This window comes from Xanthomonas sp. NCPPB 4467, assembly GCF_041475665.2.
Lineage (GTDB): Bacteria > Pseudomonadota > Gammaproteobacteria > Xanthomonadales > Xanthomonadaceae > Xanthomonas > Xanthomonas dyei.
Genome location: NZ_CM191260.1, coordinates 4609161 through 4633733, shown reverse-complemented (window position 1 = coordinate 4633733; position 24573 = coordinate 4609161). Strand labels below are relative to the sequence as shown.

The 24573-nt window shown below is 66.7% G+C and carries 21 protein-coding genes; 11 read left to right on the top strand and 10 right to left on the bottom strand.

Going from position 1 to position 24573, the window contains the following annotated elements:
* Positions 1-5 precede the first annotated feature (5 nt).
* The 3 genes from ACCQ06_RS20325 (at position 6) to rpoH (ending at position 2644) form a co-directional block, all read left to right on the top strand.
* Positions 6-848, top strand: coding sequence for a response regulator (locus tag ACCQ06_RS20325; RefSeq protein ID WP_055847573.1), 843 nt, complete (start codon positions 6-8; stop codon positions 846-848).
* The gene (ung, locus tag ACCQ06_RS20320; RefSeq protein WP_228324676.1) at positions 845-1570 is read left to right on the top strand and encodes a uracil-DNA glycosylase; all 726 of its coding nucleotides are present in this window, start codon (positions 845-847) and stop codon (positions 1568-1570) included. Before ACCQ06_RS20325 ends, ung begins: the two co-directional genes overlap by 4 nt.
* Positions 1571-1768: 198 nt before the next feature.
* A complete protein-coding gene (gene rpoH, locus ACCQ06_RS20315; RefSeq protein WP_005987961.1) occupies positions 1769-2644 on the top strand; it encodes an RNA polymerase sigma factor RpoH in 876 nt (291 codons plus the stop codon).
* A 145-nt stretch (positions 2645-2789) separates the two neighbouring features.
* Here the strand turns inward: rpoH and ACCQ06_RS20310 are convergent, their stop codons facing one another.
* Both ACCQ06_RS20310 and ACCQ06_RS20305 read right to left on the bottom strand, forming a co-directional pair.
* Positions 2790-3404: a trimeric intracellular cation channel family protein gene (locus tag ACCQ06_RS20310; RefSeq protein ID WP_104615723.1), complete on the bottom strand. Its 615-nt coding sequence runs from the start codon at positions 3402-3404 to the stop codon at positions 2790-2792.
* 52 nt (positions 3405-3456) lie between these two features.
* Positions 3457-4752 carry an NAD(P)/FAD-dependent oxidoreductase gene (locus ACCQ06_RS20305; RefSeq protein WP_228324675.1) on the bottom strand — a complete coding sequence of 432 codons (1296 nt, stop codon included), beginning with the start codon at positions 4750-4752 and terminating at the stop codon, positions 3457-3459.
* A 118-nt stretch (positions 4753-4870) separates the two neighbouring features.
* On the opposite strand from ACCQ06_RS20305, the gene ACCQ06_RS20300 reads away from it, so the two are divergent.
* The 3 genes from ACCQ06_RS20300 to ACCQ06_RS20290 are packed head-to-tail and all read left to right on the top strand — an operon-like array spanning position 4871 to position 6905.
* Positions 4871-5428, top strand: coding sequence for a hypothetical protein (locus tag ACCQ06_RS20300; protein ID WP_316688910.1), 558 nt, complete (start codon positions 4871-4873; stop codon positions 5426-5428).
* A complete protein-coding gene (locus ACCQ06_RS20295) occupies positions 5425-6252 on the top strand; it encodes an NYN domain-containing protein (protein WP_104615720.1) in 828 nt (275 codons plus the stop codon). The genes ACCQ06_RS20300 and ACCQ06_RS20295 overlap by 4 nt, the downstream gene beginning before the upstream one ends.
* Before the next feature lie 2 nt (positions 6253-6254).
* A complete protein-coding gene (locus ACCQ06_RS20290) occupies positions 6255-6905 on the top strand; it encodes a glutathione S-transferase family protein (RefSeq protein WP_228324673.1) in 651 nt (216 codons plus the stop codon).
* A gap of 249 nt (positions 6906-7154) precedes the next feature.
* Here ACCQ06_RS20290 and ACCQ06_RS20285 read toward each other — a convergent pair whose 3' ends face one another.
* Positions 7155-9377, bottom strand: a complete 2223-nt coding sequence (locus ACCQ06_RS20285; protein ID WP_228324672.1) for a primosomal protein N' — start codon at positions 9375-9377, stop codon at positions 7155-7157.
* A gap of 459 nt (positions 9378-9836) precedes the next feature.
* On the opposite strand from ACCQ06_RS20285, the gene ACCQ06_RS20280 reads away from it, so the two are divergent.
* Positions 9837-10868 (top strand): hypothetical protein, encoded by a 1032-nt coding sequence (locus tag ACCQ06_RS20280; RefSeq protein WP_104615717.1) that lies wholly within the window; start codon positions 9837-9839, stop codon positions 10866-10868.
* Positions 10855-11445, top strand: coding sequence for a DUF3106 domain-containing protein (locus ACCQ06_RS20275; protein ID WP_316688909.1), 591 nt, complete (start codon positions 10855-10857; stop codon positions 11443-11445). The genes ACCQ06_RS20280 and ACCQ06_RS20275 overlap by 14 nt, the downstream gene beginning before the upstream one ends.
* A 143-nt stretch (positions 11446-11588) precedes the next feature.
* Here the strand turns inward: ACCQ06_RS20275 and ACCQ06_RS20270 are convergent, their stop codons facing one another.
* Positions 11589-12752, bottom strand: a complete 1164-nt coding sequence (locus tag ACCQ06_RS20270; protein WP_316688908.1) for a DUF3667 domain-containing protein — start codon at positions 12750-12752, stop codon at positions 11589-11591.
* Between the two features lie 272 nt (positions 12753-13024).
* Between ACCQ06_RS20270 and ACCQ06_RS20265 the strand changes: the two genes are divergently transcribed.
* Together ACCQ06_RS20265 and sppA are read left to right on the top strand one after the other, a co-directional pair.
* A complete protein-coding gene (locus tag ACCQ06_RS20265; protein ID WP_104615715.1) occupies positions 13025-14401 on the top strand; it encodes an MATE family efflux transporter in 1377 nt (458 codons plus the stop codon).
* A 94-nt stretch (positions 14402-14495) separates the two neighbouring features.
* On the top strand, positions 14496-16397 hold the full coding sequence (gene sppA / locus ACCQ06_RS20260; protein ID WP_316688907.1) for a signal peptide peptidase SppA: 1902 nt from the start codon (positions 14496-14498) through the stop codon (positions 16395-16397).
* Positions 16398-16545: 148 nt separating this feature from the next.
* Here sppA and ACCQ06_RS20255 read toward each other — a convergent pair whose 3' ends face one another.
* Complete coding sequence (locus ACCQ06_RS20255) at positions 16546-16761, bottom strand: hypothetical protein (protein ID WP_046964303.1); 216 nt, start codon at positions 16759-16761, stop codon at positions 16546-16548.
* 107 nt (positions 16762-16868) lie between these two features.
* Here ACCQ06_RS20255 and ACCQ06_RS20250 point away from each other — a divergent pair, with 107 nt between their 5' ends.
* Positions 16869-17645, top strand: a complete 777-nt coding sequence (locus ACCQ06_RS20250; protein WP_104615713.1) for an SDR family oxidoreductase — start codon at positions 16869-16871, stop codon at positions 17643-17645.
* Between the two features lie 536 nt (positions 17646-18181).
* On the opposite strand, the gene ACCQ06_RS20245 is transcribed toward ACCQ06_RS20250, so the two are convergent.
* From ACCQ06_RS20245 to ACCQ06_RS20225, 5 genes are all read right to left on the bottom strand, one after another.
* Positions 18182-18838, bottom strand: coding sequence for a DUF4124 domain-containing protein (locus tag ACCQ06_RS20245; protein ID WP_372364457.1), 657 nt, complete (start codon positions 18836-18838; stop codon positions 18182-18184).
* A complete protein-coding gene (locus tag ACCQ06_RS20240; RefSeq protein ID WP_316688906.1) occupies positions 18835-19596 on the bottom strand; it encodes a DUF4124 domain-containing protein in 762 nt (253 codons plus the stop codon). The genes ACCQ06_RS20245 and ACCQ06_RS20240 overlap by 4 nt, the downstream gene beginning before the upstream one ends.
* Before the next feature lie 378 nt (positions 19597-19974).
* Positions 19975-20538, bottom strand: a complete 564-nt coding sequence (gene tsaC / locus ACCQ06_RS20235) for an L-threonylcarbamoyladenylate synthase type 1 TsaC (protein ID WP_316688905.1) — start codon at positions 20536-20538, stop codon at positions 19975-19977.
* An 8-nt stretch (positions 20539-20546) separates the two neighbouring features.
* Positions 20547-23060, bottom strand: coding sequence for a DNA topoisomerase I (locus tag ACCQ06_RS20230; RefSeq protein WP_316688904.1), 2514 nt, complete (start codon positions 23058-23060; stop codon positions 20547-20549).
* A gap of 182 nt (positions 23061-23242) precedes the next feature.
* A complete protein-coding gene (locus tag ACCQ06_RS20225; protein WP_228324663.1) occupies positions 23243-24568 on the bottom strand; it encodes an RDD family protein in 1326 nt (441 codons plus the stop codon).
* Positions 24569-24573 lie beyond the last annotated feature (5 nt).

Here is a 24573-nt window from a genome sequence, read left to right as displayed (position 1 = left end):
CTGCCATGCATCCACCAGATCTCAAACACCTGATCAGCGACGCACCACGTGTGATGGTCGTCGATGGTTCGAAGCTGGTACGCAAGCTCATTGCCGACGTGCTCCGGCGCGACCTGCCCAATGTGCAGGTGATCGGTTGCGCCAGCATCGCCGAAGCGCGCGCTGCGCTGGAGTCCGGTGCGGTGGATCTGGTCACCACCTCGCTGTCCTTGCCCGATGGCGATGGCCTGACCCTGGCGCGCAGCGTGCGCGAAGCGGCCGGGCAGGCGTATGTGCCGGTGATCGTGGTCTCCGGCGATGCGCAGCAGCATCTGGTCGAGCGTCGTTTTACCGAGTACGTCACCGATTATTTCGACAAGGCGTTGGGCCATGAAGCCCTGGCGACCTTTATCCGCGGCTATGTGCAGCCCGAGCCGGTGGTTGGCGCCACCGTGCTCTACATCGAAGACAGCCGCGTGGTGGCCGAGGCGACCAAGCGCATGCTCGAGCGCCAGAGCCTGAAAGTGGTGCATGTGCTCACCGCCGAAGATGCGTTTGCGCTGCTTACCGCCGAATCGCTGGGCCGCACCGAGCGCCGTATCGACGTGGTGTTGACCGACGTGACCCTGAAAGGCGAGCTCAACGGCCGCGATGTGGTCGAGCGCATCCGCATCGATTTCGCCTACGGCAAGCGCCGCCTGCCGGTGCTGGTGATGACTGGCGACACCAATCCGCGCAATCAGTCCGAACTGCTGCGCGCCGGCGCCAACGATCTGGTGCAAAAACCCATCGAAGAGCGCCTGCTGGTGACCAAGGTGTTGTTCCAATTGCGGCTGGCACGCCTGGAAGACCAGGCCATCACCCTATGACCGAAGTGGAAGGGCGTATCCAGCTGGAACCGTCGTGGAAGGCAAAGGTGGGCGATTGGTTGCTGCGCCAGGAGATGCAGGAATTGTCTGCCTTCCTGCGCCAGCGCAAGGCGGCCGGCGCGCGGGTGTTCCCGCCCGGCCCGCAGATCTTTGCGGCCTTCGACGCCACCCCGTTCGAGCAGGTCAAGGTGGTGATCCTGGGCCAGGATCCGTATCACGGCGAGGGCCAGGCGCACGGGCTTTGCTTTTCGGTCCTGCCAGGCGTGCCGGTGCCGCCGTCGCTGCTCAATATCTACAAAGAAATTCAGGACGACCTCGGCATCCCGCGTCCCGATCACGGCTATCTGATGCCGTGGGCGCGCCAGGGCGTGCTGCTGCTCAATGCAGTGCTGACGGTGGAACAGGGCCGCGCCGGCGCGCACCAGAACAAGGGCTGGGAAGGTTTCACCGATCATGTGGTGGAGACGCTCAACCGCGAGCGCGAAGGCCTGGTGTTCCTGCTGTGGGGCAGCTACGCGCAGTCCAAGGGCAAGGTCATCGACCAGGCCCGCCACCGCGTGTTCAAGGCGCCGCATCCCTCGCCGTTGTCGGCGCATCGCGGCTTTCTGGGATGCAAGCATTTCTCCAAGACCAACGAGCACCTGCAGCGCCGCGGCATCCCGGCGGTCGATTGGTCGTTGCCGCCGCGCAACGCATTGGAAACAACGTCGGCCGCCGGCTGAACAACACGGCTGCAGACGCATTTCGCCACAGGTTTGTCACGGTCTGCGCAGGGGCACGGTGCTACCGCAAGGCTCGAATTCGGGAAGCGGTACGGTAGAACGCCGCCAAGGCCGGAAGCCCGAACGTCCTATAAATGGAACGCTGGGAACTCTTCCTGTACCCGGCAGTCCAATAGTTCGACTGCTAAGATGATGCCCATGAACCAGACTACCTCGACTGCCCTTGTGGCAAACAATCTCCCGATTCCCAGTGCGCTCGGTTCGCTGGACGCCTACATCGGTGCCGTGCACCAGATCCCGGTGCTGTCGGTCGATGAGGAACAGAATCTGGCCCGCCGCTTCCGCGACGAGCTGGACCTGGACGCAGCGCGCGAATTGGTCCATTCCCACCTACGCTTCGTGGTGCACGTGGCCCGCGGCTACAACGGTTACGGCCTGCCGCTGGGCGACCTGATCCAGGAAGGCAATATCGGCCTGATGAAGGCGGTCAAGCGCTTCGACCCGGAAATGGGCGTGCGCCTGGTCAGCTTCGCAGTGCATTGGATCCGTGCCGAAATGCACGAGTTCATTTTGAAGAACTGGCGCATCGTCAAGGTCGCCACGACCAAGGCGCAGCGCAAGTTGTTCTTCAACCTGCGCAAGTCCAAGACCCGTCTGGGCTGGCTCAACGCCTCCGAAGTGACCGCGGTCGCCAAGGACCTGAACGTCTCCGAGCGTGAAGTGATGGAGATGGAGTCGCGCCTGTCCGGCCGCGATATCGGCTTCGACGCGTCGTCGGATGAAGACGACGATCATGGTCCGCCGTCGCCGGTCAGCTACCTGGTGGCCAACGAAGAAGATCCCTCGCAGGCCTATGAGCGGCACGATAGCGAAGACAACCAGCTGCAGTTGCTGCGCGAAGGCATGGCTGGTCTGGATACGCGCTCGCGCGACATCGTCAAGCGACGTTGGCTGGATTCGGAGTCCAAGGTAACGCTGCAGGAGCTGGCCGACGAATACGGCGTGTCGGCCGAGCGCATCCGCCAGATCGAGGCGAACGCGCTGAAGAAGATGAAGGCGCTGTTCGTCGCCTGATCGGTTCGATCACGCGGAACAAGCTGCACAAACGGCCCGGTTCTCCGGGCCGTTTGCGTTGCAGGTGTGCAGCGCAAATAGTTTCGTAGAAGCTGATGCACCGTCCGGATGATGCGGACGGTATCGCGGCGTTGGTCGACAACGATTATTCCGGCAAGCGCGCCACCGGCAGATGCCAGCCATAACGGATCGCCATGAAGCGCAGGCCAAAACACACGCCGGCACCGGTTGCCAGCGACCAGGCTTGCGGCACGCCGAGTACATGGCCGATGGCCACCAGACCGCCGCCTGCTAGCGCGGCCACTGCATAAAGCTCGGCCTGCAACACCACCGGTGTGCGTGCGACCAGCAGGTCGCGTGCGATGCCGCCGCCGATGCCGCTGAGCATGCCTAACAACGTGGCACTCAGCGGGCTGAGGTTGTAGTCCAGCGCCTTGCTGGTGCCGTAGACCGCAAACAGCGCCAGACCCGCCGCGTCGAAAATCTGTACCGGGTTGCGCAGCCGTTCCACTGCGGAGTGCCAATAGAAACCGGCGACGCCGGCCAAGCAGGCGGTGAGCAGATACTGCGGGTGCACCAGCGCTGCCGGTGGGGTGGCACCGATCAGCACATCGCGCACGATGCCGCCGGAGACAGCGGCCGCACACGACAGCACCAGCACCCCGAACAGGTCCAGGCGGTTGCGCACCGCCACGGTCGCGCCGCTCAGGGCGAACACGAAGGTGCCGAGCAGATCCAGCAGGAACAGGACAGTTGCCACGCGTAGACCGTCGAATCAGGCCGCACAGCATCGCGCACGGCTGGTGGCGCTGTCATCCGTCCTTGGTGTTGTTGGGCGGCGGGTCGTCGGTTGCGCCACCGAAGATGATGCGTGCGGCGCGTTGATAGCTCCAGTACGCCATCGCCCAGTTCACCAACACCACGAAGCGGTTGCGGAAGCCGATCAGGAAGTAGACGTGCGCGGCCAGCCAGAACCACCACGCCACGATGCCGGACAGCTTGAGCTTGCCCACGTGCACGATGGCGGCCATGCGGCCGATGGTGGCCAGGTTGCCGAAGTCCTGATACCGGAACGCGGCTGCTGCCTGACCGCGCTGACGCGCACGGATCGCCTTGGCGATGTGCTTGCCCATCTGCTTGGCCGCAGGCGCCACGCCCGGCACCGGGCGACCGTTCTGCTGCACCGACGCCAGATCGCCGCCGACGAAGATCTCCGGGTGGCCGGGCACGCTCAGGTCCGGCGCCACCAGCACGCGGCCGGCGCGATCCAGCGGCACGCCCAGCGTGCGCGCCAGCGGCGAGGCGGCCACGCCGGCGGCCCATACCACGGTGCGCGCGGGCACGAAGGTGTCACCCAGCTGGTAGCCCAGCGCATCGATATGCGTCACCGGTGTGCCGGTGTGCACTTCCACGCCCAGCCGCTCCAGCTGCTTGCGCGCCTTGTCGGTGAGATCGTCAGGGAACGACGGCAACACGCGTGGGCCGGCTTCGACCAGGCGCACGCGCGCCTGGCGCGGGTCGATATGGCGGAATTCGTTCTTGAGCGTGTGGCGGGCGATCTCGGCCAGGGTGCCGGCCAGCTCGACACCGGTGGGGCCGCCGCCGACTACCGCAAAGCTCAGCCAGGCCGCACGCGCGGCTGGGTCGGATTCGGCCTCGGCGCGTTCGAAGGCCAGCAGCAGCTTGCGGCGCAGCACCAGCGCGTCGTAGAGGGTTTTCAGGCCGGGCGCATGTTCGGCCCACTGGTCGTTGCCGAAGTAGGCATGGGTGGCGCCGGTGGCCAGCAGCAGCATGTCGTAGCCGAGCGTCTTGCCATCGGTCAGTACCACCTCGCGACGAGCTGCCGCGATTTCGGCCACATCGCCAAGCAGCACTTCGACATTGCGCTGCTCGCGCAGGATGTGGCGCAGCGGTGCGGCGATATCCGGTGCCGACAGCCCGGCCGTGGCCACCTGGTACAGCAACGGCTGGAACAGATGGTGGTTCTGCCGGTCGATCAAGGTGATGCGGATGCCGGGGTCGTCGAGTGCGCGGGTCGCCCACAAGCCGGCGAAACCGCCGCCGACCACGACCAGGTGCAAGGGAGCGGGGGAGGGAGATGGGGGCATCGTAGGGTCCGATGGGAGGCAACGCTGGCTGGACAGGATGCCAAATCCGCAATGAACATGATGCGTCGGCGTCGCGTGGCTGCGGCATCATGGTGCATCCATTTCTGACGGCCATCGCATGTCCTCATTGCCACCGCCCTTGCCACCGCTGTCGTCCACCGCCATGCCCAACGCAGCGCCGGCTGCCACACCTGCGCCTGCGGCGAAGAAGGAGCTCAGCGGTGTGGCGATCGGGCTGATTGGCGTGCTGGCCTGCGCGACGCTGTTCGGGGTCGTGGTGCTCGCCGCGAGCCTATGGCTGATCGGCACCGGCTGGTCGCTGTTTGCCGATCAGGCGCGCACTGCGCTGCAGGCAGACGCCGTGGTGCGGGAACATATCGGCCAGATCCGCACGATGCGGGTCGATCTGTACCGCACCGGTCTGGCGCAGGGAGGCGAGGAGTTTGTGTTCAATGTGGAAGGCGATCGCGGCGCCGGCCGCGTACAGGCCACCTGGGTCAGTGCCGGCTCCGAGCAGGAGATTCTGACCGACGGAGAACTCATTCTGCGCGATGGCAGACACTTCGCGCTGCCGGCCGCGGACGATAGCGAGCTCGAAACCGAAACCGAATCAGAGATAGAAACCGATTCGGAGATGCAAACCGACGCGGGCACGTCTTTGGAGGAACGCGCATGACCGACAATCCCGACAAACGGATCGCCTTGCTGATCGATGCCGACAATGCGCCGGCCGGCAAGATCGATGTGGTGCTGGCGGAAGTGGCGCGCTACGGCGTGGCCAACGTGCGCCGCGCCTACGGCAACTGGAAGAGCCCGCACCTGAAAGGCTGGGAAGCGGCCTTGCACGATTATGCGATTCGGCCGATCCAGCAGTTTGCCTATAGCTCCGGCAAGAATGCCTCGGATATGGCGATGGTGATCGATGCGATGGACCTGCTGTATGCGCGCAATCTGGATGGGTTTGCGATCGTCTCCAGCGATGCGGATTTCACCCCGCTGGTGATGCGCCTGCTCACCGATGGCATGAAGGTCTATGGCTTTGGCGAGAAGAAAACCCCGGCGCCGTTCGTCAATGCCTGCTCCAAATTCACCTACGTGGAAGCGCTGGGCGAGCAAGCCGCCGCGGCCCGCGATACCGCTGCCGGGCGCAAGGATGCCACCGCGTTGCGCAGCGACACGCGCCTGGTGCAGATGCTGCGCAACGCCATCGTCAGCGCATGCGAGGACGATGGGTGGGCGTTGTTGAGCGCGGTGGGCAAGCAGGTGGCTAACCAGGCTTCGTTCGACCCGCGCAATTACGGCTATCGCAAACTCAGCGATCTGGTGCGCGCGATCGGCCTGTTCGAGCTCAAGCTGGACGAGCAGGCCTTGTGGGTACGCGATACGCCCAAGGGCAGCGGCAACCGTGCGAAAACCGCGGCGCCTGCGGTTGCACCGGAGCCGCAAGCCAGCCCCAAGCGTGCAGCGCGCGCAACAGCCAAATCTGCCACAGGAAAATAACGATGACGCACGATGCGATCGCACCCGCACAGCCGACGATCACGCTCTGGGGGCGTCGCAATTCCAGCAATGTGCGCAAGGTGTTGTGGTGTGCCGAAGAAGCCGGTGTGGCCTATACGTCGATCGAAGTGGGCGGTGCCTTCGGCGGCAATGACACGCCGGCCTATCGCGCGCTGAATCCGAACGGCGTGGTACCGACCTTGCAGGATGGGGCGGTGGTGGTGTGGGAATCCAATGCGATCGTGCGGTACCTCGCCGCGCAGTACGCGCCGGCGTTGTATCCGTCATCGCCGGCCGAACGTGCCTTGGGCGACCGCTGGATGGACTGGACCACCTCGACCTTTGCCGGCGTCTTTCGCGACCTGTTCTGGGGCGTGCTGCGCACACCCGAGGCCGAGCGCGACGCCGCACGTATCGCTTCAGCACTGGCGCACTCGGGCGAGCTGCTGGCACGCGCCGATGCGGCGTTGGCGCAGCAGCCGTATCTGTCTGGCGAGCGCTTTGCGATGGGCGATATTCCGCTGGGCAGTTTTATTTATGCATGGTTTGAAATGCCGATCGAACGGCCGGCATTGCCGCATCTGCACGCGTGGTACCAGCGTTTGCGCGCACGGCCTGCCTACCAGCGCGGCGTCATGACCGCGCTGACCTGAGTTTCGAGCCACCGCTCAGGCCAGCGTTGTTCATTGCGGGCATCGCACGCGCCTTCGACCTCGCACGCGTCTGCACGTGAAGTGGGCCTTGGACACGACGTGCCCTGGCAGCTCGCGTTGCCGTAGGAGCGCACCTGGGCGCGATACACGTTATCGGGAATGCCCTCGCGCCCAGGTGCGCTCCTACGAAATCGGGGCACTCCTAGCAACGTGCGTCTGGCTGCAACTCCGTATGCGATACGTCCTGCGCTAATACAGATCGATCGGGTCCACATCCAGCGACCAGCGCACGCGGCGCGCCTGCGGAAGCGCATAGACGGCCGGCAGCTGCGCATCGAGCAGGCGATGCAGCGCCGAGCGTTGCTGTGCGGACAGCAACAACTGGGTGCGCTGGAAGCCGGCGCGGCGCGGCATCGGCGCGGGCATCGGGCCGTAGCACTCCACGTCCGCAAACGCGGGCGATTGCGCGCTGGTGTCGGCCGTGGCCAGGTCGCGTACCGCCATCAGGAACTGGTTGGCCGCCGCGACATCCTTGGCTTCGGCGCGGAACAGCGCCAGATGCGCAAACGGCGGGAAGCCGGCGGCCTCGCGCTGCTGCAGTTCGGCATCGGCGAAAGCGTGATAACCGCCGTGGACCAGGGTCTGTAGCAGCGGATGGTCGGGGTGGTGCGTTTGCAGCCAGACCTCGCCGGGGCGATCGGCGCGCCCGGCGCGCCCGGCCACCTGGATCAGCTGCTGGGAGAGTTTTTCGGCGGCGCGGAAGTCGGCGGAGAACAGGCCTTCATCGATGCCGACCACCACCACCATGGTCAAGCGCGGCAGGTCGTGGCCCTTGGCCAGGATCTGGGTGCCGACCAGGATGCCGGCCTCGGTGCCGAGTCGGGCGAGTTGGGTTTCCAGGGCGTCGCGGCGCTGGGTGGTGCTGCGGTCGATACGCACCACCGGGAACGCCGGAAACGCCTCGGTCAGCCGTTCTTCCAGTCGCTCGGTCCCGATGCCCTGCGGCTGCAAGGCCAGGCTGGCGCAGGCCGGGCAGGCCAGCGGCGCCTGCTGGCGGGCGCCGCAGTGGTGGCACTGCAGGCGGCGGCCGCCGGCGTGCACGGTCATCGGGGTCTGGTGCAGCGGCGTGCTGCAGCGCTGGCAGGCAGCGGTCCAGCCGCAGTCGTGGCATAGCAGCACCGGCGCATAGCCGCGGCGGTTCTTGAACACCAGCACCTGCTCGCCGCGCGCCAAGGTGGCGCCGATGCCGGCCAGGACCTCCGGCGACAAGCCGTCCTTGAGCGGACGCTTGCGTACGTCCAGCACGCGCACCCGCGGCGGGCGCGCGTCGCCGGCACGCTGCGACAACCGCAGGTGCTGGTAGCGGCCGGAATAGGCGTTGTGCAGGCTTTCCAGCGACGGGGTCGCGCTGCCCAGGATCACCGGCACGTCCAGCGCCTTGCCGCGCACCAGGGCAAAGTCGCGGGCGTGGTAGCGGATGCCGTCCTGTTGCTTGTAGCTGCCGTCGTGTTCTTCATCGATCACGATCAGCCCGGCGTTGGGCAGCGGGGTGAACACCGCCGAACGGGTGCCGACGATCAGTTTGGCTTCGCCGCGCCAGGCCGCCGCCCAGACGCGGGCGCGTTCGCCATCGGACAGGCCCGAATGCAGCGCATGTACCGGCACGCCCAGGCGCGCGCGGAAGCGGCCGAGCGTCTGCGGGGTCAGGCCGATTTCCGGGACCAGCACCAGCGCCTGCTTGCCGGCGGCCAGGCAGTCGGCGATCGCCTGCAGATAGACCTCGGTCTTGCCGCTGCCGGTGACGCCGTCGAGCAGATAGGTGGCAAAGCCGGTGTGGGCCCGGATCGCGGCGGCGGCGGCGCGTTGTTCGTCGTTGAGTGCGGGGCCAGTGCCGGGCCGTGGTGCGATGGCATTGGCCGGCACCGCCACGCGTTCGGCGTGGCCGCGCTTGGCCAGGTTGCGTGCAGCCTCGCGCCATTGCGGCAGCAGCGGGTCCAGCTGTTCTTCGCCCACCGCACCGGTCTGCAACAGGGCGGCGAGCAGGGCGGGCCGGCTGCCCGCGCGCAGGCTGCTTGCCCCGGTACGCCCGGCCTCGGTGAGCTGCCAGGCCCAGGCATGGGTGTCGGCCAGCGGCTCGCCACGGCGTAGCGGGCCAGGCAGGGCACTGGCCTGGGCCTCGCCGAGGGGAGCATGGGTATAACGGGCCAGCCACTGCAGCGAGCGTGCCAGTTCATCCACCAGCAGCGGGGCCTGGTCGCACCATTCCAGCGCCGCGCGTAGCCCCTCGGCCGACGCCAGCTGGCCGATCTCCACCACCACCCCGATCAACTCGCGCGGCCCGAACGGCACCCGCACACGGCAGCCGACCTGCGCCGGGTCGGTCAGCGGGGCGTCGGCAGGTGGCAGGTAATCGAACAGCTGGGGCAGCGGTACCGGCAAGGCGACGCGCAGAGTGAGGACGGTGGAAGGCATGCGCTCAGTCTACCGACACTGTCCAGCGGCCCCGACTTGCGCAATTTCGATCGTGAAGGCGGTGTGATCACTTGTGGCGTCTTTCTGTGACCCAAGTGATAAATACGACGTAAACCTATGTGAGGCCTGAGGAAACGGGTTTATCCACACTGCCTGTGGATAAGCCTGTGAATTAGTCTCGTGCTCCACGCGGTGACGGCGGATTCACTTGCCTTGGCAACCTCTTGGACATTTTTTCGCCACACATGGAAAGTTTATATATATCAATCGCTTAGGCGTGAAACACGATTGCAACAAAGAAAAAACAACAGTTGACAGACGGTCGCGTATCGGTGTGTCTGCCGCTGTGCACAACGTACGCGGATAGCGCTCGCGACCGGATCGAGGGTCGTGCGATCTGTCAAGCGGTCGGCGCGGCCGACCTGCGTCGGTATCATGCCGGCCGATGCTGGAGTTCACATGACCGTAGTCCCCGACGCCCCCGTCACCCCCGCCGCGTTGTCAGCCTTCCTGCGGGGTGTGGAACGCCGGGGCCTGGTACTGGCGCAGCTGCAATGCGGCGACGTGGCGGCAGCCGAGCGGGCGTTGGCGGCCGCGCTACGCGCCTTCAGTAGCCAGGCCGCCGGGCGGCCGATGGCTGGCTGGCCGATGCGCTTCTGGAGCCTGCTGGCAACCGCGCCGCCGCTGCGCCGCGAGCCGATGCCTGGCACCTGGCTGCCGCCCTTCACCGCGCTGGGCCGGATGCAGACCCCCGACCGGCTGGCGCTGCTGCTACGGATTGTGGCCGGGCTGGAAGAGGAGGCCGCCAGCGACGTGCAGGGCATCGCGGTGGCGGACTATCGGCAGTCGCTGGCGCGTGCCTGTCCGCGCGACTCGGCCGGCAATCCCGATGCACAGGCGTGGCGGGTGCTGGCCGAGGCGGCGCAAACGGAGCTGCGCGATCTCACCCCGTCCCAGCTGACCCGGCTCAGCCAATTGCGTGACGCCTCGCTGGCCGGCGTCGCGCTGCAACCCGCCATCCCGGCAGAGGCGCCGCCCGCGCCGCGCCGCGCCACACCGGCACGGGCCCGCCCCAAGCGGCAGTGGCACTGGCCACAGCTGGATCGGCGCCATGCCGGTATTGCCCTGGGGGGACTCGCGCTGGCGCTGCTGCTGACGGTGCTGGGCTGGTGGTGGACCCACCGACGGCCCAGCTTGCCGTCCGAGCCGGTCTCGCAGGCGCCGGCCGGCGTGCTGCATGTCACCGACGCCGCGCCAGTGCTGGTGGAAGAACTGCCGGCATCCGACCTGCAGAAAGCTCCTGCCGCCCCGGGCATGGATCCGCGCGACCAGACGATGCTGGCCGACCCGGATCTTGAGTTGGCACGTGTGGCCGACTTTTACGCCTGGTACGCCGCCGGCCACCCGGTGCCGGCGGACGAATCCGGCGCGCATGCCACCGCGGCCGAGCAGCCCTCCGCCCCTCTGGAGACGGTCGATGACGACAACTAAGTGGTTCGGCCTGCTGATGCTCGCCAGTGCCGGCATCGCCAGCGCGCAGGCCCTGCCAGCGGCATTGGACGAAAGCGGGCACACCGAACCTGCCAGCGCCCCCGCCCCGGCGGCAGCGCCCAGTGCCGCGCAGCAACGCGCGCGCTGGGCGGCACTGACGCCGGCACAGCAGGCCGACCTGCGTGCGCGCTATGCCGCGTGGAAAGACCTGACCGCCACCGACCGTGTGGTGTTGCGGCAGGCGCGCGAACGGCTGCACAGCCTGCCCGAGGACCAGCAGCGCGCCTTGCGCACCCAGTTCAGCGCGATGGATCGCCTGCATCGCGATGGCTGGCGTCTGGGGTCGCAGGTGGGCGCGTTCTATCCGCAGCTGCAGCCGTTGATCGGCTATGTGCCGGTCGACCAGCGCGAGCGCTTGCTGGCGTTGCTACGCAGCCTGGATGCCGGCCAGCTGGAACAGCTGGCGGTCCTCGCCCAACGCACCCCGCCGCAGGACCGCGATGGGTTACGCGACGCCTTGCTGGCCGAAGCCCCGGCCAGCCGCAGCGCCTGGCTGAAGCGGCAGCTGGCGCGCTGATCGCCGATGCGCGGTTCACTGCCGCGCGTCGGCCTGGCAGGTAGTCACTGACCTGAGTCGCGCCAACGACGCTGTAATCCGTCGCGCATGTGGGATTGCATAGCACTGCCAAGCACGTACGACCGCAGTGGCAGGGTGCAGCGTCAAAGACGCGCCAGACTCGCCACCATCAAGAACGCGGCAGCAAACGTGACCACGACGAAATAGATGCTGCCCAGGCCGAGGTATTTCAGCACCGTGACCGACCACGATTGGCCGTACACGTGGCGCTGCATCCCCAGCAGATACAGCGGCATCCACGCTGCCAGCCCGAACTGGAGCAGGCCGATGCTCCAGGCGATCGGCGGAGCCAGCTGCGCCACCGATTCCCTGAGCAGCGACAGCAGCAGCATCGCCAGCAGGTTCAGGCAAAGAAACGCATGGCTGTAGAGCGCCACCACCAGATGTTCCAGATACACCCGCCCGCTGCGCAGGTAGAACACGCGCAACAGCAGTGCAAACAACGGCACCAGCACCAGCAAGGTGGATGGCACCGCGGCGAAGAACGCGTTGTAGAGCAGTTGCGGATTGCTGCGCAGGCGCGGCAGGTTGGCGCGGATGTGGTCCAGCTGCACGTTGAGCCAGCGGTTGGCGAACTGCGGCAACGGCGCAACCGTCAGCGGGTTGCTCACCGGGTCCCAGGGTTTGCCTCCCAGCGAAAAGAACGTGTTGTTGTCGGGGGCACCGACCGCCGGCGCAGCGCTTTCCAGCCGTGCGCCCTGGTGCAGTTGCGCCAGACGCTTGCGCGCCTCGCTCTCGGCGCGGGCGATGCCGGCATCCACGCCGTCTCGCGCGATGCCGGCCGGCACCACCTTGCGGGTCTGGGTGAGCGTGCCGACGATCTGCGTACGCACCGCTTCCACCTGCGCTGGCGTGCGCGCATGCGCAAAATCCTTCGGTACGGCGTTGTGCGTGGTGCCGGGCGCCGCGACATCGGAGTCCTCGTCAGAGGCATGCACCGCGATGCGTGCAATGAAAAAGGTCAACAGGCTGACCACCAGGAACAGCCGCATCGGCGCGACATAGCGCACCCGTTGCCCAGTCAGAAACCGCAGCGCCACGCGGCCGGGCACCAGCAGATCGCGCAAGGTGCGGAAGATCCGCCCATCCAGATGCCAGAGCGACTCGAAGACTTCTTCCACCGCGTGCGCGACGCTACGCACCGGGCTATGCGCGCTTTGCCCGCAGGCGTGGCAAAACGCGCCTTGCAGAGCGGTGGAGCAGTTTTCACAGTCCGATGGATGCAATGCGGTCGGGTGCAGGGACATGAGCCAGGTCCGGTTGGCGGTGGTGGAGAGGCCGCGTGCCCGATGCGATACCCCGAAGGCACGCGCCTGGCACACGGTATAACGTCATCATGCGGCTGCCTGAAAACATCGGCAGCTGCTGTTTGTTGCCGCGCACGCAGCAGCGAGCGCGGCGGGAACCACCAAGCGCGCGTCAGGCCGCAGTCGGAAAGTACGCGTAAGATAGCGGCCCCACGCGACCCGGTGCCAGCGCCTCCCGGCACGGCCGTAGTCCGCGCAGCAATCGGTGTGTCATGTCTGTTTCTCCTGCCTCCGCGTCTGCGACGCCAGGCTTCGCCGCGGAAGTGCGTACCACCGGCCTGCTGGCCTTGCCGCTGGTGCTCGGTCACGTCTCCACCGGCTTGATCGGATTTGTCGACAACGTCATCGCCGGCCACCACGGCACTGCGACGCTGGCGGCGGTGACCATCGGCACCGCACTGCTATGGCTGCCGATGCTGGTGCCGATCGGGACGCTGATTTCCTTGACCGCTTCGGTGTCGCAATTGCGCGGCGCCGGGCGCGAGCGTGAGATCGGCCCGTTGTTTCGCCAGGCGTTGTGGCTGTCGCTGGGGCTGAGCGCATTGATGTTCGCGTTTCTGAGCGTGGTGCCGCCGCTGCTGCCCACCTTCGGGATCGCGCCGGACATCGTGCCGGGTGCCACCGACTTTCTGCATGCGGTGCGCTGGGGCGTGCCGGCGCTGACGTTCTACTTCTGCATGCGCTATCTGAGCGAAGGCATGCACTGGACGCTGCCGACCATGCTGCTGGGGTTTGGCGGCTTGCTGGTGCTGGCGCCGCTGGGCTATGTGCTGACCTACGGCAAGTTCGGGTTTGCCGAGCACGGTGCCGAAGGCCTGGGCATCGCCTCGGCCATCACCATGTGGGTACAGGCCAGCGTGTTCGCGCTGTATCTATGGCGCGCGCGGCGCTTTGCGCATCTGGAGTTGTTCACCCATCTGGAAGGGCCGCGCTGGCGCGCCATCGGCGACCTGTTGCGCACGGGCCTTCCGATCGGCATCACCGTGCTGATGGAAGGCGGCCTGTTCATCGTCACTGCGCTGCTGATCGGCCGGCTGGGCTCGACCGAAGCGGCCGCACACCAGATCGCCATCAATGTGGGACAACTGTGTTTCATGGTACCGATGGGTGTGGCCGAGGCCACCACCGTGCGCGTCGGCCATGCGGTGGGGCGTGGCGATGCGCTGGCCGTGCGGCGTGCCGCCTGGGCCGGCTACGCCATCGTGCTGGGCACGCAGGCGCTGTCGGCCAGCACGCTGCTGCTTGGCCACGACGCCATCGTCGGCGTGTATACCAATGATGCGACGGTGGCCGCGCTGGCGTCGGTGCTGCTGCTGTTTGCCGCCACGTTCCAGTTTCCCGACGGCATCCAGGTGCTCTCGGCCGGCGCGCTGCGCGGGCTCAAGGACACCCGCGTGCCGATGTTTCTGGCGATATTTTCGTACTGGTGCGTGGGCATGCCGATCGGCGCAGGGCTCGGCCTGGGGCTAGGCTGGGGGCCGCGCGGCATGTGGATCGGCCTGATTCTGGGCCTGACCACGGCATCGATCCTGATGGGCCTGCGTTTCCGGCAAACCAGCCGGCGGCTGACTGCCAACGCGACCCCCTGACTTTCAGCGCATGCCGCGCGCCCGGCGCAGCCGGTATGCTGGACACCAATGATTCGTACGTTTCGTACGTAGCGTCTTTTCGACGGAGTTTTCCATGAACCACCCCGTGCGTCGCAGTCCCATCGCCAGTTTCTTCGTCGGCCTGTGGGACGTGATGAATTTCACCCGGCGCCTGATCTTCAATCTGGTGTTCTTCGGTTTTCTGTTCCTGTTGCTGCTGGTGCTCGTGGTGGCGATGGCGCGCGGCGACGGCACCAAGCCGCTGGCCGAGCGCACCACGTTGGTCATCAACCCCGAAGGCACCCTGGTCGAGCAGTTCAGCGCCGACCCGGTGAGCCGCTCGCTGGCCAAGGCCGTGGGCGACAAGAGTGCCGAAGAGGTGCAGTTGCGCGACCTGGTGCGGGTGATCGAAGCGGCCGGCAAGGACCGCAAGATCGAGCGGGTGCTGTTGAATCTGGACAAGCTGCAGCCGTCCGGCTTCGCCTCGCAGCGCGAAGTGGCGACTGCGCTGCAAAAGCTGCGCGCGTCCGGCAAGCAGATCGTGGCCTTCAGCGAGAGCATGAGTCAGGGTCAGTACCTGCTTGCCGCGCAGGCCAACGAGGTCTATCTGGATCCGATGGGCAGCGTGTTGCTGGAAGGCCTTGGACGCTATCGCCAGTACTTCCGCGAAGGCCTGCAGGACAAGCTCGGCGTGGACGTGCACCTGTTCCGCGTGGGCGAATACAAGTCCGCGGCCGAGCCATACATCCTCGACGCGGCCTCCGCCGATGCCAAGGAAGCGGACCTGTTCTGGATGAACGACGTGTGGCAGCGTTACCTGGCCGACGTCGGCACGGCGCGCAAGCTCACCCCGGCGCAGCTGACCGCCGGCATCGACACGCTGCCTGAAGGCGTGGTGGCGGCAGGTGGCGATCTGGCCAAGTTTGCGCTGCAGCAGAAACTGGTCGACGGGCTCAAGACCCGCGAGGACGTCGATGCGCTGCTGACCAAGCGCGGCGTGGCCGACAGCGACGCCGACAGCGGCTTCCGCAATATCGGCTTCAACGATTACCTGAGCCAGTTGCAGGCGCAGCGCTCGCCGATGGACAGCCGCCCGCAGGTGGCCGTTGTTGTGGCGGCCGGCGAGATCAGCGGCGGCGAGCAGCCGGCCGGCCGCATCGGTGGCGAGTCCACCGCCGCGTTGCTGCGCCAGGCGCGCGACGACGAAAAGATCAAGGCGGTGGTACTGCGCGTGGATTCGCCCGGCGGCGAAGTGTTCGCCTCCGAGCAGATCCGTCGCGAAGTGGTCGCGCTCAAGCAGGCCGGCAAGCCGGTGGTGGTGTCGATGGGCGATCTGGCCGCCTCGGGCGGGTACTGGATCAGCATGAATGCCGATCGCATCTATGCCGACCCGTCGACCATCAGCGGCTCGATCGGCATCTTCGGCATGGTGCCCAATCTGACCCGTGCGCTGGACAAGATCGGCGTGCACACCGACGGCGTGGGCACCACGCGTTTTGCCGGTGCGTTCGACATCACCCGTCCGCTGGACCCGTCCGCCGGCCAGGTCATCCAGGCGGTGATCAACAAGGGCTACGCCGATTTCACCGGCAAGGTCGCGCAGGCGCGTCACCAGTCGGTGGAGGCCATCGACAAGGTCGCCCGCGGCCGCGTGTGGAGCGGTGCACAGGCCAAGGAACATGGTTTGGTGGATGCGTTCGGCGGCATGTCCGAAGCGGTGGCCGATGCAGCTAGTCGCGCCAAGCTGAGCCGCGGCAAGTTCCGCGTGCAGTACGTGGAAAAGCCGGCCACGCCGTTCTCGCAGTTCATGAGCGGATTTGCCGGCAGCCGTATGGGTGCGTGGATGCTGAGCGACTCGGGCATGGCGCGCGCCATGTTGGCGCGCTCGCTGCCGGAAGTGGACACGCAGCTGCGCTTCGTCGAAAGCGCCGTGCACGACAGCAAGGCCGGTGGCACGCCGGTCAAGGCGCTGGCGTACTGCTTCTGCGGGATCTGAGGCGGCAAACCACGCCACTGGACGTCGCGATGACGCCGGCCTTGTGCCGGCGTCGTTGTTTTTGCATCGCCTGATGCCGGCCGCTCGCCACGTGCGAGCCGCCCGACAGCGGCGTCGCGGTGTTGATCGCGCCTATCGCGCCTCGCGCTTACTGCGTGGCGGCATCGATGGCCTTGCGCTGATCTTCTGCGGCCTGGTCGGTAGCGGCCTGTACCGCGTGCGCCTTGTTCAACGGCTGCTGGATGTGATCGCGCAACGCGGTAGCCTGCGGGTCGGGCTTCTGGTCGGTGGGCGCCGGTTGCGGACGCTGACAGGCAGCCAGCGGCAACGTCAGAACGGCTGCAAGCATCCAGTGAAGTTTCATCGTCGTGACCTCGCGAGCGGTGGCGGTATCCTAACGCCGGTGCCGCAGCTGCGCGTCAACTGCGCTGCAGCGGCCGTCTTCCCGCGTTTCGAAAGAGGATCACCCACGTGACAACGCAGCGTTGGCGGCTGGATGGACAGACCGCCCTCATCACCGGCGCCAGTGCCGGTATTGGATTGGCCATCGCACGCGAACTGCTCGGCTTCGGGGCGGACCTGCTGATGGTGGCGCGCGATGCCGATGCGTTGGCGCAGGCACGCGACGAACTGGCCGAAGAATTTCCCGAGCGCGAGCTGCATGGGCTGGCGGCCGATGTGTCCGACGATGAAGAGCGTCGCGCGATCCTGGACTGGGTGGAAGACCACGCCGACGGCCTGCATCTGCTGATCAACAACGCCGGCAGCAACATCACCCGCGCAGCCATCGATTACACCGAGGACGAGTGGCGCGGCATCTTCGAAACCAACGTGTTCTCTGCATTCGAATTGTCGCGGTATGCGCATCCGCTGCTGACCCGGCATGCCGCCTCGGCCATCGTCAATGTGGGCAGCGTCTCGGGCATCACCCATGTGCGCAGCGGCGCGCCGTACGGCATGACCAAGGCCGCGTTGCAGCAGATGACGCGCAATTTGGCGGTGGAATGGGCCGAGGACGGCATCCGCGTCAACGCGGTCGCGCCGTGGTACATCCGCACGCGCCGCACCTCCGGCCCGTTGTCGGATCCGGACTACTACGAACAGGTGATCGAGCGCACCCCGATGCGCCGCATCGGCGAACCCGAAGAAGTCGCCGCGGCCGTGGGCTTTTTGTGCCTGCCTGCGGCCAGCTACATCACCGGCGAATGCATCGCGGTGGATGGCGGGTTTCTGCGGTACGGGTTTTAGCCTCACCGGCACACAATGCGGCCACCGGTGCCGGCCGCAGGCACGTGCTCGCGTGACGCCTGTCAGCTCCTTGCGCGCTGTGGTGATGGCAGACGTTGGCCGGGTGTTGCCGCCAGTCAGGGGAGTCTTTGCTACGTAAGCAAAAGGAACCCCGCGTCGGCAGCAGATGCATCCCTACCCCCGCATCGCGGGGGAAGGTGCCCGAAGGGCGGATGGGGGTATCGGTAATGTGCAGGCATGACGCACTCGCCATCGATCGCCTTCCGTACCAACCGGTGCCGGCGGCAAGCACGGGCTCGCGTGACGCCTGTCAGCTCCTTGCGCGCTGTGATGATGGCAGACGTTGGTCGAATGTTGCCGCGAGTGAGGGGAGTCTTTCCTACGTAAGCAGAAGGAACCCCGCGTCGGCAGGAGATGCATCCCTTCCCCCGCATCGCGGGAGAAGGTGTCCGAAGGGCGGATGGGGGTATCGGTGATGCGCAGGCATGACGCACTCGCCATCGATCGCCTTCCCGCACGCAGCCCTGCAGAGTCGGTCAGGGCGCAGCGGATGGATTGGCGCAGCGGCTTTCGTCCAGCACCCGGCGCATTTGATCGTAGCGCTGCTTGCGCTCGGCCGATTGCGCCTCGTCGGAGAAACGCCAGGTCGCCTCGGCCTGCTCGGCGCGTTTGCGCCAGGCTTCGCACAGGCTCTGATCCGGTACCGGTGCGCAGCGGTCGGTGACCACTTCGCAGGCGCTGCCGCCGCCGATCGCCGGCCCGCCGGCCAGGTTGGTGGTCTGCATCGGCAGGCAGCGTGTGGCCGGCTCGCGGTCTTCGGTGAAGTAGCGGCCATTGTCGTGTGCGGTGCATTCGAACAACGGCGGCGGAGGCAGCGTGGAGGTGGGCGTCATCGGCGGTGGCGTGGATGCGGCTGTTGGCGCGGGTGGTACGGCAACAGGCGAGGCGGGCGCTGGCTTCGCAGCTGGTGCAGCACGCACTGGCGCGGGCGCAGGCGTGCCGCCCGGCGCAAACGGCACCGCCGCCGGTGCGGTCATCATTTTCTTTTGTTGCTGCATGCCCTTCGGGCACGGCATGTTCTGCACGGTGAGCGCGCCGGCGGGATCGGTACAGCGGTAGATGGCTACATCCTGGGCGTTGGCGCCCGCAGCAATCCATCCCAGCAGCAGCGTCAATAACAGGGTACGGCTCATGCGCCGCCGCAATCGCGTTGCTGGCGCGCTTCGATGCCGCGTTGTTCGCGGCTGAGGTCCTGGCGTTCGCTCTGCAGCGCGCTGTTGTAGCGGCGGATCAGCTCCCAGCGGCGGTCTGCCAGTCGCGCGCACACCTCTTGTTCGGGCAGGGCATGGCACTCGTCGCGGATCTGCACATTGCCGTAAGGCACGATCACCGTACCGCCGTAGCCGCCGCCGTGGTAACCGTCCTGATAGCTACCTCCGCCGAAGCTCGCACTGCCGCGGATGCTGCCCCGCCCGGCGCCGCCCTGCACCGCAATCGCCGGGCGCGGGCTGACCGAGATCGGTGGACGCTGGATGCCGCCGCCGCTGATCGGCGGGCCAACCGCATTGCCCACATAGGCCGGCCCCCAGGTCGGCACCCAGCGCGGATTGCCTTCCGGGCTGTCGCTGGTGTAGCGCTTGCCGTCTTCGGTGGTGCACTCGTACATCGGCTGCGGCGGTTGCACGGTGACGATGCGCACTTCGCGCGATGGCGCGGCGGGAACGGCGGCGGGTGCCTCCACGCGTTGCGGTCGCGGCGGTGGGTCCTGCGGACGCTGCATGTCCAGCACCTGCTGGCGACCGCTGCTGCATGGCGCGTCCTGCAGAGCCACAGTCCCGGTGCTGCTGACGCAGCGGTAGACCCGCACGTTCGGGTCTGGCTTGGCGGCCGTGCTCGCTGCCAAGGCGGGCAGCGCGCAGGCCAGCAACAAAAAGGTTGGAAGAGTGCGCATGCGCCGAGTGTGCGCGCTTGGCGGCCGCGCAGCAAAGTGCGCGGACGGGCGCTGCTCAGGCCCGCGTGCGTGAAAGCGGGCGGGCCGGTGGATTCTGCGTCTGGGGCGTGGCGATGTGGCCGTTCGGCGGCCTGCTGCGTGACGTTGTCAGTTGGAGCTGGCGCTAGACCTGGAGCACGGGGATCTGTGTACGCCGGTTTGAAAGCGCCCTCGCCATGACATCACGTCGGTGCACGCCAGCAGCAGCTTGTTGTGATTGAAACGGTGACCTTCGGTCGGCGCGTAGGCGCCTTGCACGATCTTCACGGTGCCTGGCATCTCTGACGCGCCAGACGCCCGCTGCTGCAATGCCAGAGGCCGCCCACACATACCGCAGGCTCAGTCGCGCAGGCTCTGACCGGTGCGTGCATCGCGGATCGGGGTGGGCTGCGCCAGCCCGCCGACATCGCCTGCCAGCACGCCATCGAGGGTCGCCAGCAGCGCCGGGTCCAGGGCCTCGCGGCTGCGTGCCGGTGGCTCCCCGGCCAGGTTGGCACTGGTCGACACCAGTGGCGCGCCCCAGGCCCCGCACAGCGCTGCCACCACCGGGTGCGCGCTGATGCGCACGGCCAGCCCGTCATGCGTGCCGGTGACCCAGCGCGGCGCGCGTTTGGTGATCGGCAGGATCCAGGTATGTGGGCCGGGCCAGCTGGTCAAAACTTCATCCCGGCGGGCCGGTTCCAGCGCGTCGAGATCGACCCAGTCGCGCAGCACCTCGATGCCGGATGCCACCACGATCACGCCCTTGTCGACCGGGCGCCGCTTGATCTCCAGCAGGCGCAGCACGGCGGCCTCCTGCGCCGGGTCGCAGCCCAGCCCCCAGACCGCCTCGGTCGGGTAGGCGATCAAGCCGCCCTTCTGCAGGGTGGCGACGGCGCTGTCCAGGCTCAGCGTGTGATCCATACGCTGCCTCAGCCTGCTGCCTTGCTCACGGTTTTCTTGACGACGCGCTTGGCCGCTTTCTTGGCCGCAGTCTTCTTGGCCGGCGCCTTCTTCGCAGCGGTTTTGGTGGCCGCTTTCTTCACCGCGCTCTTCTTGGCTGCGGCGTCCTTCGCGGCGGCGTCCTTGGCCTCTTTTGCCGAATCCTTCACCGCATTCTTCTTGAGCGTGGCCTTCTTGGCGCCGAAGCCTTTGCGCACCGGCTTGCCGGTGTCGGCCAGCAACTGCTGCACTTCTTCGAAAGTCAGCGATGCCGGCTCGCGATCCTTGGGAATCTTGCCGTTGAGTTTGCCGTCGCTGATGTACGGGCCGAAGCGGCCGTTGAGCACCTGGATGTCGCTGCCGTCGAATTCCTTGATCACCCGATTGCGCGCGATCTCTTCCTTCTCTTCGATCAGGAACACCGCGCGCTCCAGATCGATGGTGTACGGGTCGTCCTCTTTCTTCAGCGACGCATACACGCTGCCACGGCGCGCAAACGGCCCGAACCGGCCGATGCCGACGCTGACGTCCTGGTCCTTGTCCTGGCCCAGCGCGCGCGGCATCTTGAACAGCTCCAGCGCGTCCTCGATCGAGATCGAATAGATGCTCTGACCCGGACGCAGCGAAGCAAAGGTGGGTTTTTCTTCGTCTTCCACGGTGCCGATCTGCACCATCGGGCCGAAACGGCCGATGCGCGCGCTGACTTCCTTTCCGCTGACCGGGTCGGCGCCGAGCACGCGTACGCTGCCGGCGTCGGTCTTGTCCAGCGAATCCTTCTTGTCCTCGACCAGTTCCTTGAACGGGCCCCAGAACTTCTCCATCAACGGGATCCATTCCGCCTCGCCGCGCGAGACCGCATCCAGGTCGTCTTCGAGCTTGGCGGTGAAGTCGTAGTCCACGTAGCGGGTGAAATGCCCGGACAGGAACTTGGACACCGCACGGCCCACGTCGGTGGGGCGGAAGCTGCGGCCTTCCATTTCCACGTATTTGCGGAACTGCAAGGTCTGGATGATCGAAGCATAGGTGGAGGGACGGCCGATGCCGTATTCCTCCAGCGCCTTGACCAGCGCCGCTTCGGTGAAGCGCGGCGGCGGCTGGGTGAAATGCTGATCGGTGACGATGCGATCCAGCGGGATGTTGTCGCCGGCCTTCATCAGCGGCAGCTTGCGGCCTTCGTCCTCGTCCTCGCTGCTCTTGGTGTCTTTGCCTTCCTCATAGACCGCCAAAAAGCCCGACACCACCACGGTGGTGCCGCTGGCACGGAACACGTGCTCGCTGCCGGCCGACAGATCGACGCTGACGGTATTGAGCGTGGCCGGAATCATCTGCGAGGCCACAGCGCGGCGCCAGATCAATTCGTACAGGCGACGCTCGTCGTCGGACAAAAAGCGCGCCACCTGCGCAGGCGTACGCAACGCGGAAGTCGGGCGTACCGCTTCGTGGGCTTCCTGCGCGTTCTTGGATTTGGTGGTGTAGGCGTTGGGCTGATCCGGCAACGACGCGGTGCCAAAATCGCGCGCGATCACGTCGCGGATCTCCACCAGCGCGTCCTGCGACAGGTTCACCGAGTCGGTACGCATATAGCTGATCAGACCGACCGAGCCCTCGTCGCCGAGTGCCACACCTTCGTACAGCTTCTGCGCCACCTGCATGGTCTTGCGGGTGGTGAAGCCGAGCTTGCGCGAGGCTTCCTGCTGCAGCGTGGAGGTGGTGAACGGCGGGGCGGGGCGGCGCTTGCGCTCCTTGCTGGCCACGTCGGTGACATGCAGCACGCCTTGCGCGGCCTGCTGGATGCGCAGGCGCGCCGCTTCGGCGGTGTCGCCGTCGGTCACGGTGAATTGCTCGAACTTCTGCCCGTCCAGCTTGATCAGACGCGCGTTGAACGGCTGCGACGGATGCCGGCAATGCGCATCGATGGACCAGTACTCGCGTGCGATGAAGGCTTCGATCTCTTCTTCGCGCTCGACGATCATGCGCAGCGCCGGCGACTGCACGCGGCCGGCCGACAGCCCGCGCTGCACCTTGCGCCACAGCACCGGCGACAGGTTGAAGCCGACCAGATAGTCCAGTGCGCGGCGGGCCTGCTGCGCGTCCACCAGATCGACGGCGATCGCACGCGGCTTGAGCATGGCTTCCTTGATCGCGCGGGGCGTGATCTCGGTGAACACCACGCGCTGCATCGTCTTGTCCTTCAACAGGCCGCGCTCTTTCAGGATCTCGGCGATGTGCCAGCTGATCGCCTCACCCTCGCGGTCCGGGTCGGTCGCCAGATAGATGTCGTCGGCGCTCTTGGCGGCACGGGCGATGGCTTCGACATGCTTCTCGTTTTTTTCGATGAGGTCGTACCGCATCGCAAAGCCGTTATCCGGGTCGACCGCGCCCTCCTTGGGGACGAGGTCGCGCACGTGCCCATACGAGGCCAGGACGGTGAAGTCCTTGCCGAGGTATTTATTGATCGTCTTGGCCTTGGCGGGCGATTCGACGATGAGCAGGTGCTTGGGCATGGTGGCAAATTCTTGGGGCGGAGCCCGGGGGGCAGGTAGCGTGGCCTAATTGGCCGGTCGAGGGAAGCAGATCGGCCGTTTCCCACACGTTAACGCCCGGGAATGCTCCCGGGCGTTCAGTCTGTCTTATTAGAAAGATCACGGCGGACGCCGCCGTGTCAAGCGGCGGGCGCGGCGAACTGTTAGCTCTGGCTCATTCCGATCGTCGCCAGCATGATCACCACGACCACGATCGACAACACCAGCATCACCCCGTAAATGGCCAGCACCACGATCGACACCGTGTCCAGACCGCGCGACTGCAGCTCCGGGCGGTCGGTGAAGGCCCAGCGGTCCACAACCAGCGTGTCGCAGATCTTGTCGTGCGGAGTCTGCTTGCGCTGCGACATGCCGGCCATGAAGGCCGCCACCACGGCCCCGATGCCAAGGGTGAGGACGCTGATCAGCATGTAGGCCAGATAGCGCAACACATTGCGCCAGAACCCGACCCGCGCTCCGTTGCTGTCGGCGCGCACCACCTTGATGCCGCAGGCGAGCTTGCCCAGGCTGGCCTGAAGCCGGCTGGACTGCATCCAGGCGAAATACAGCGTCGGGATGGCCAGGCCGATGCCGTAGGACATCACCACGATGGCGATGCCCAGCGCGCTGCCGTCGTCCATCGACGACGCGGAATCGCCCATGCTGGTGCCGAGCGCCACGACGAACACCAGCGGAATCACGATCAGATAGACCGCGAAGGTGGTGATCAGGCTATCCAGGATGCTGGCCGCCACACGCCGCCATAGGCCCGCGTAGACCACTGGCGCGTCATGGGTGACGACTGCAGCAGTGGGCAATGCCGCTACCGGGGTATCCCAGGCACTTGGCAACGGCGTGGCGGCCGGGGCTGGCGGCGGTGGGGTGGTCGCCGCGGTCGCCGCTGGGGTTGGCGCATGCACGGCGGGATCCACAGCGCCAGGCGTGCCGGGCCACGACTCGTTGCCCTCGGACGCGACCGGCGCAGAGGCAGTCAATTGACCGGCTGGCACGTGCTCAGCCGTGTGCGGCGGATGGTCTGCGGCGTCCCCAGGCGCGCCCGTCCAGGACACGGCCTCCTGCGACGCACTGGAGTGAGTCGTAGATGACCCGGGTCCGGACAGCGCATCCGCATCCGCCGCGGCAGGCTCTGCTTGTCTCGACCAGGCCTGCGACGAAAGGTCCGACGCCGGGGCTCCGGCAACCGGTGTCGCATCCCGGAGCGTGATGTCAGCAGGCGGTGCGACGGCCGGCGCAGCCTCGCCCTGCGCTGGCACAGGCGCATCGGCTGCGGTGGGCGGGGATGCTGGCGCCAGCGTGTCCAGGCCCAGTTCGGACGCAACCTCGCTCAGGGTCACCCACTGCGGCAGACCCTCGCGCCAGACCAGGCTGGTGTGATCGATGATGCCCTGCGACAGGCGCGCGGCAAGCGTGTCCGTGTCGACCGGCCCCTGGCGTTGCCGCTGTGCGTCGGCGTAGTACCACTGCGTCATGATGT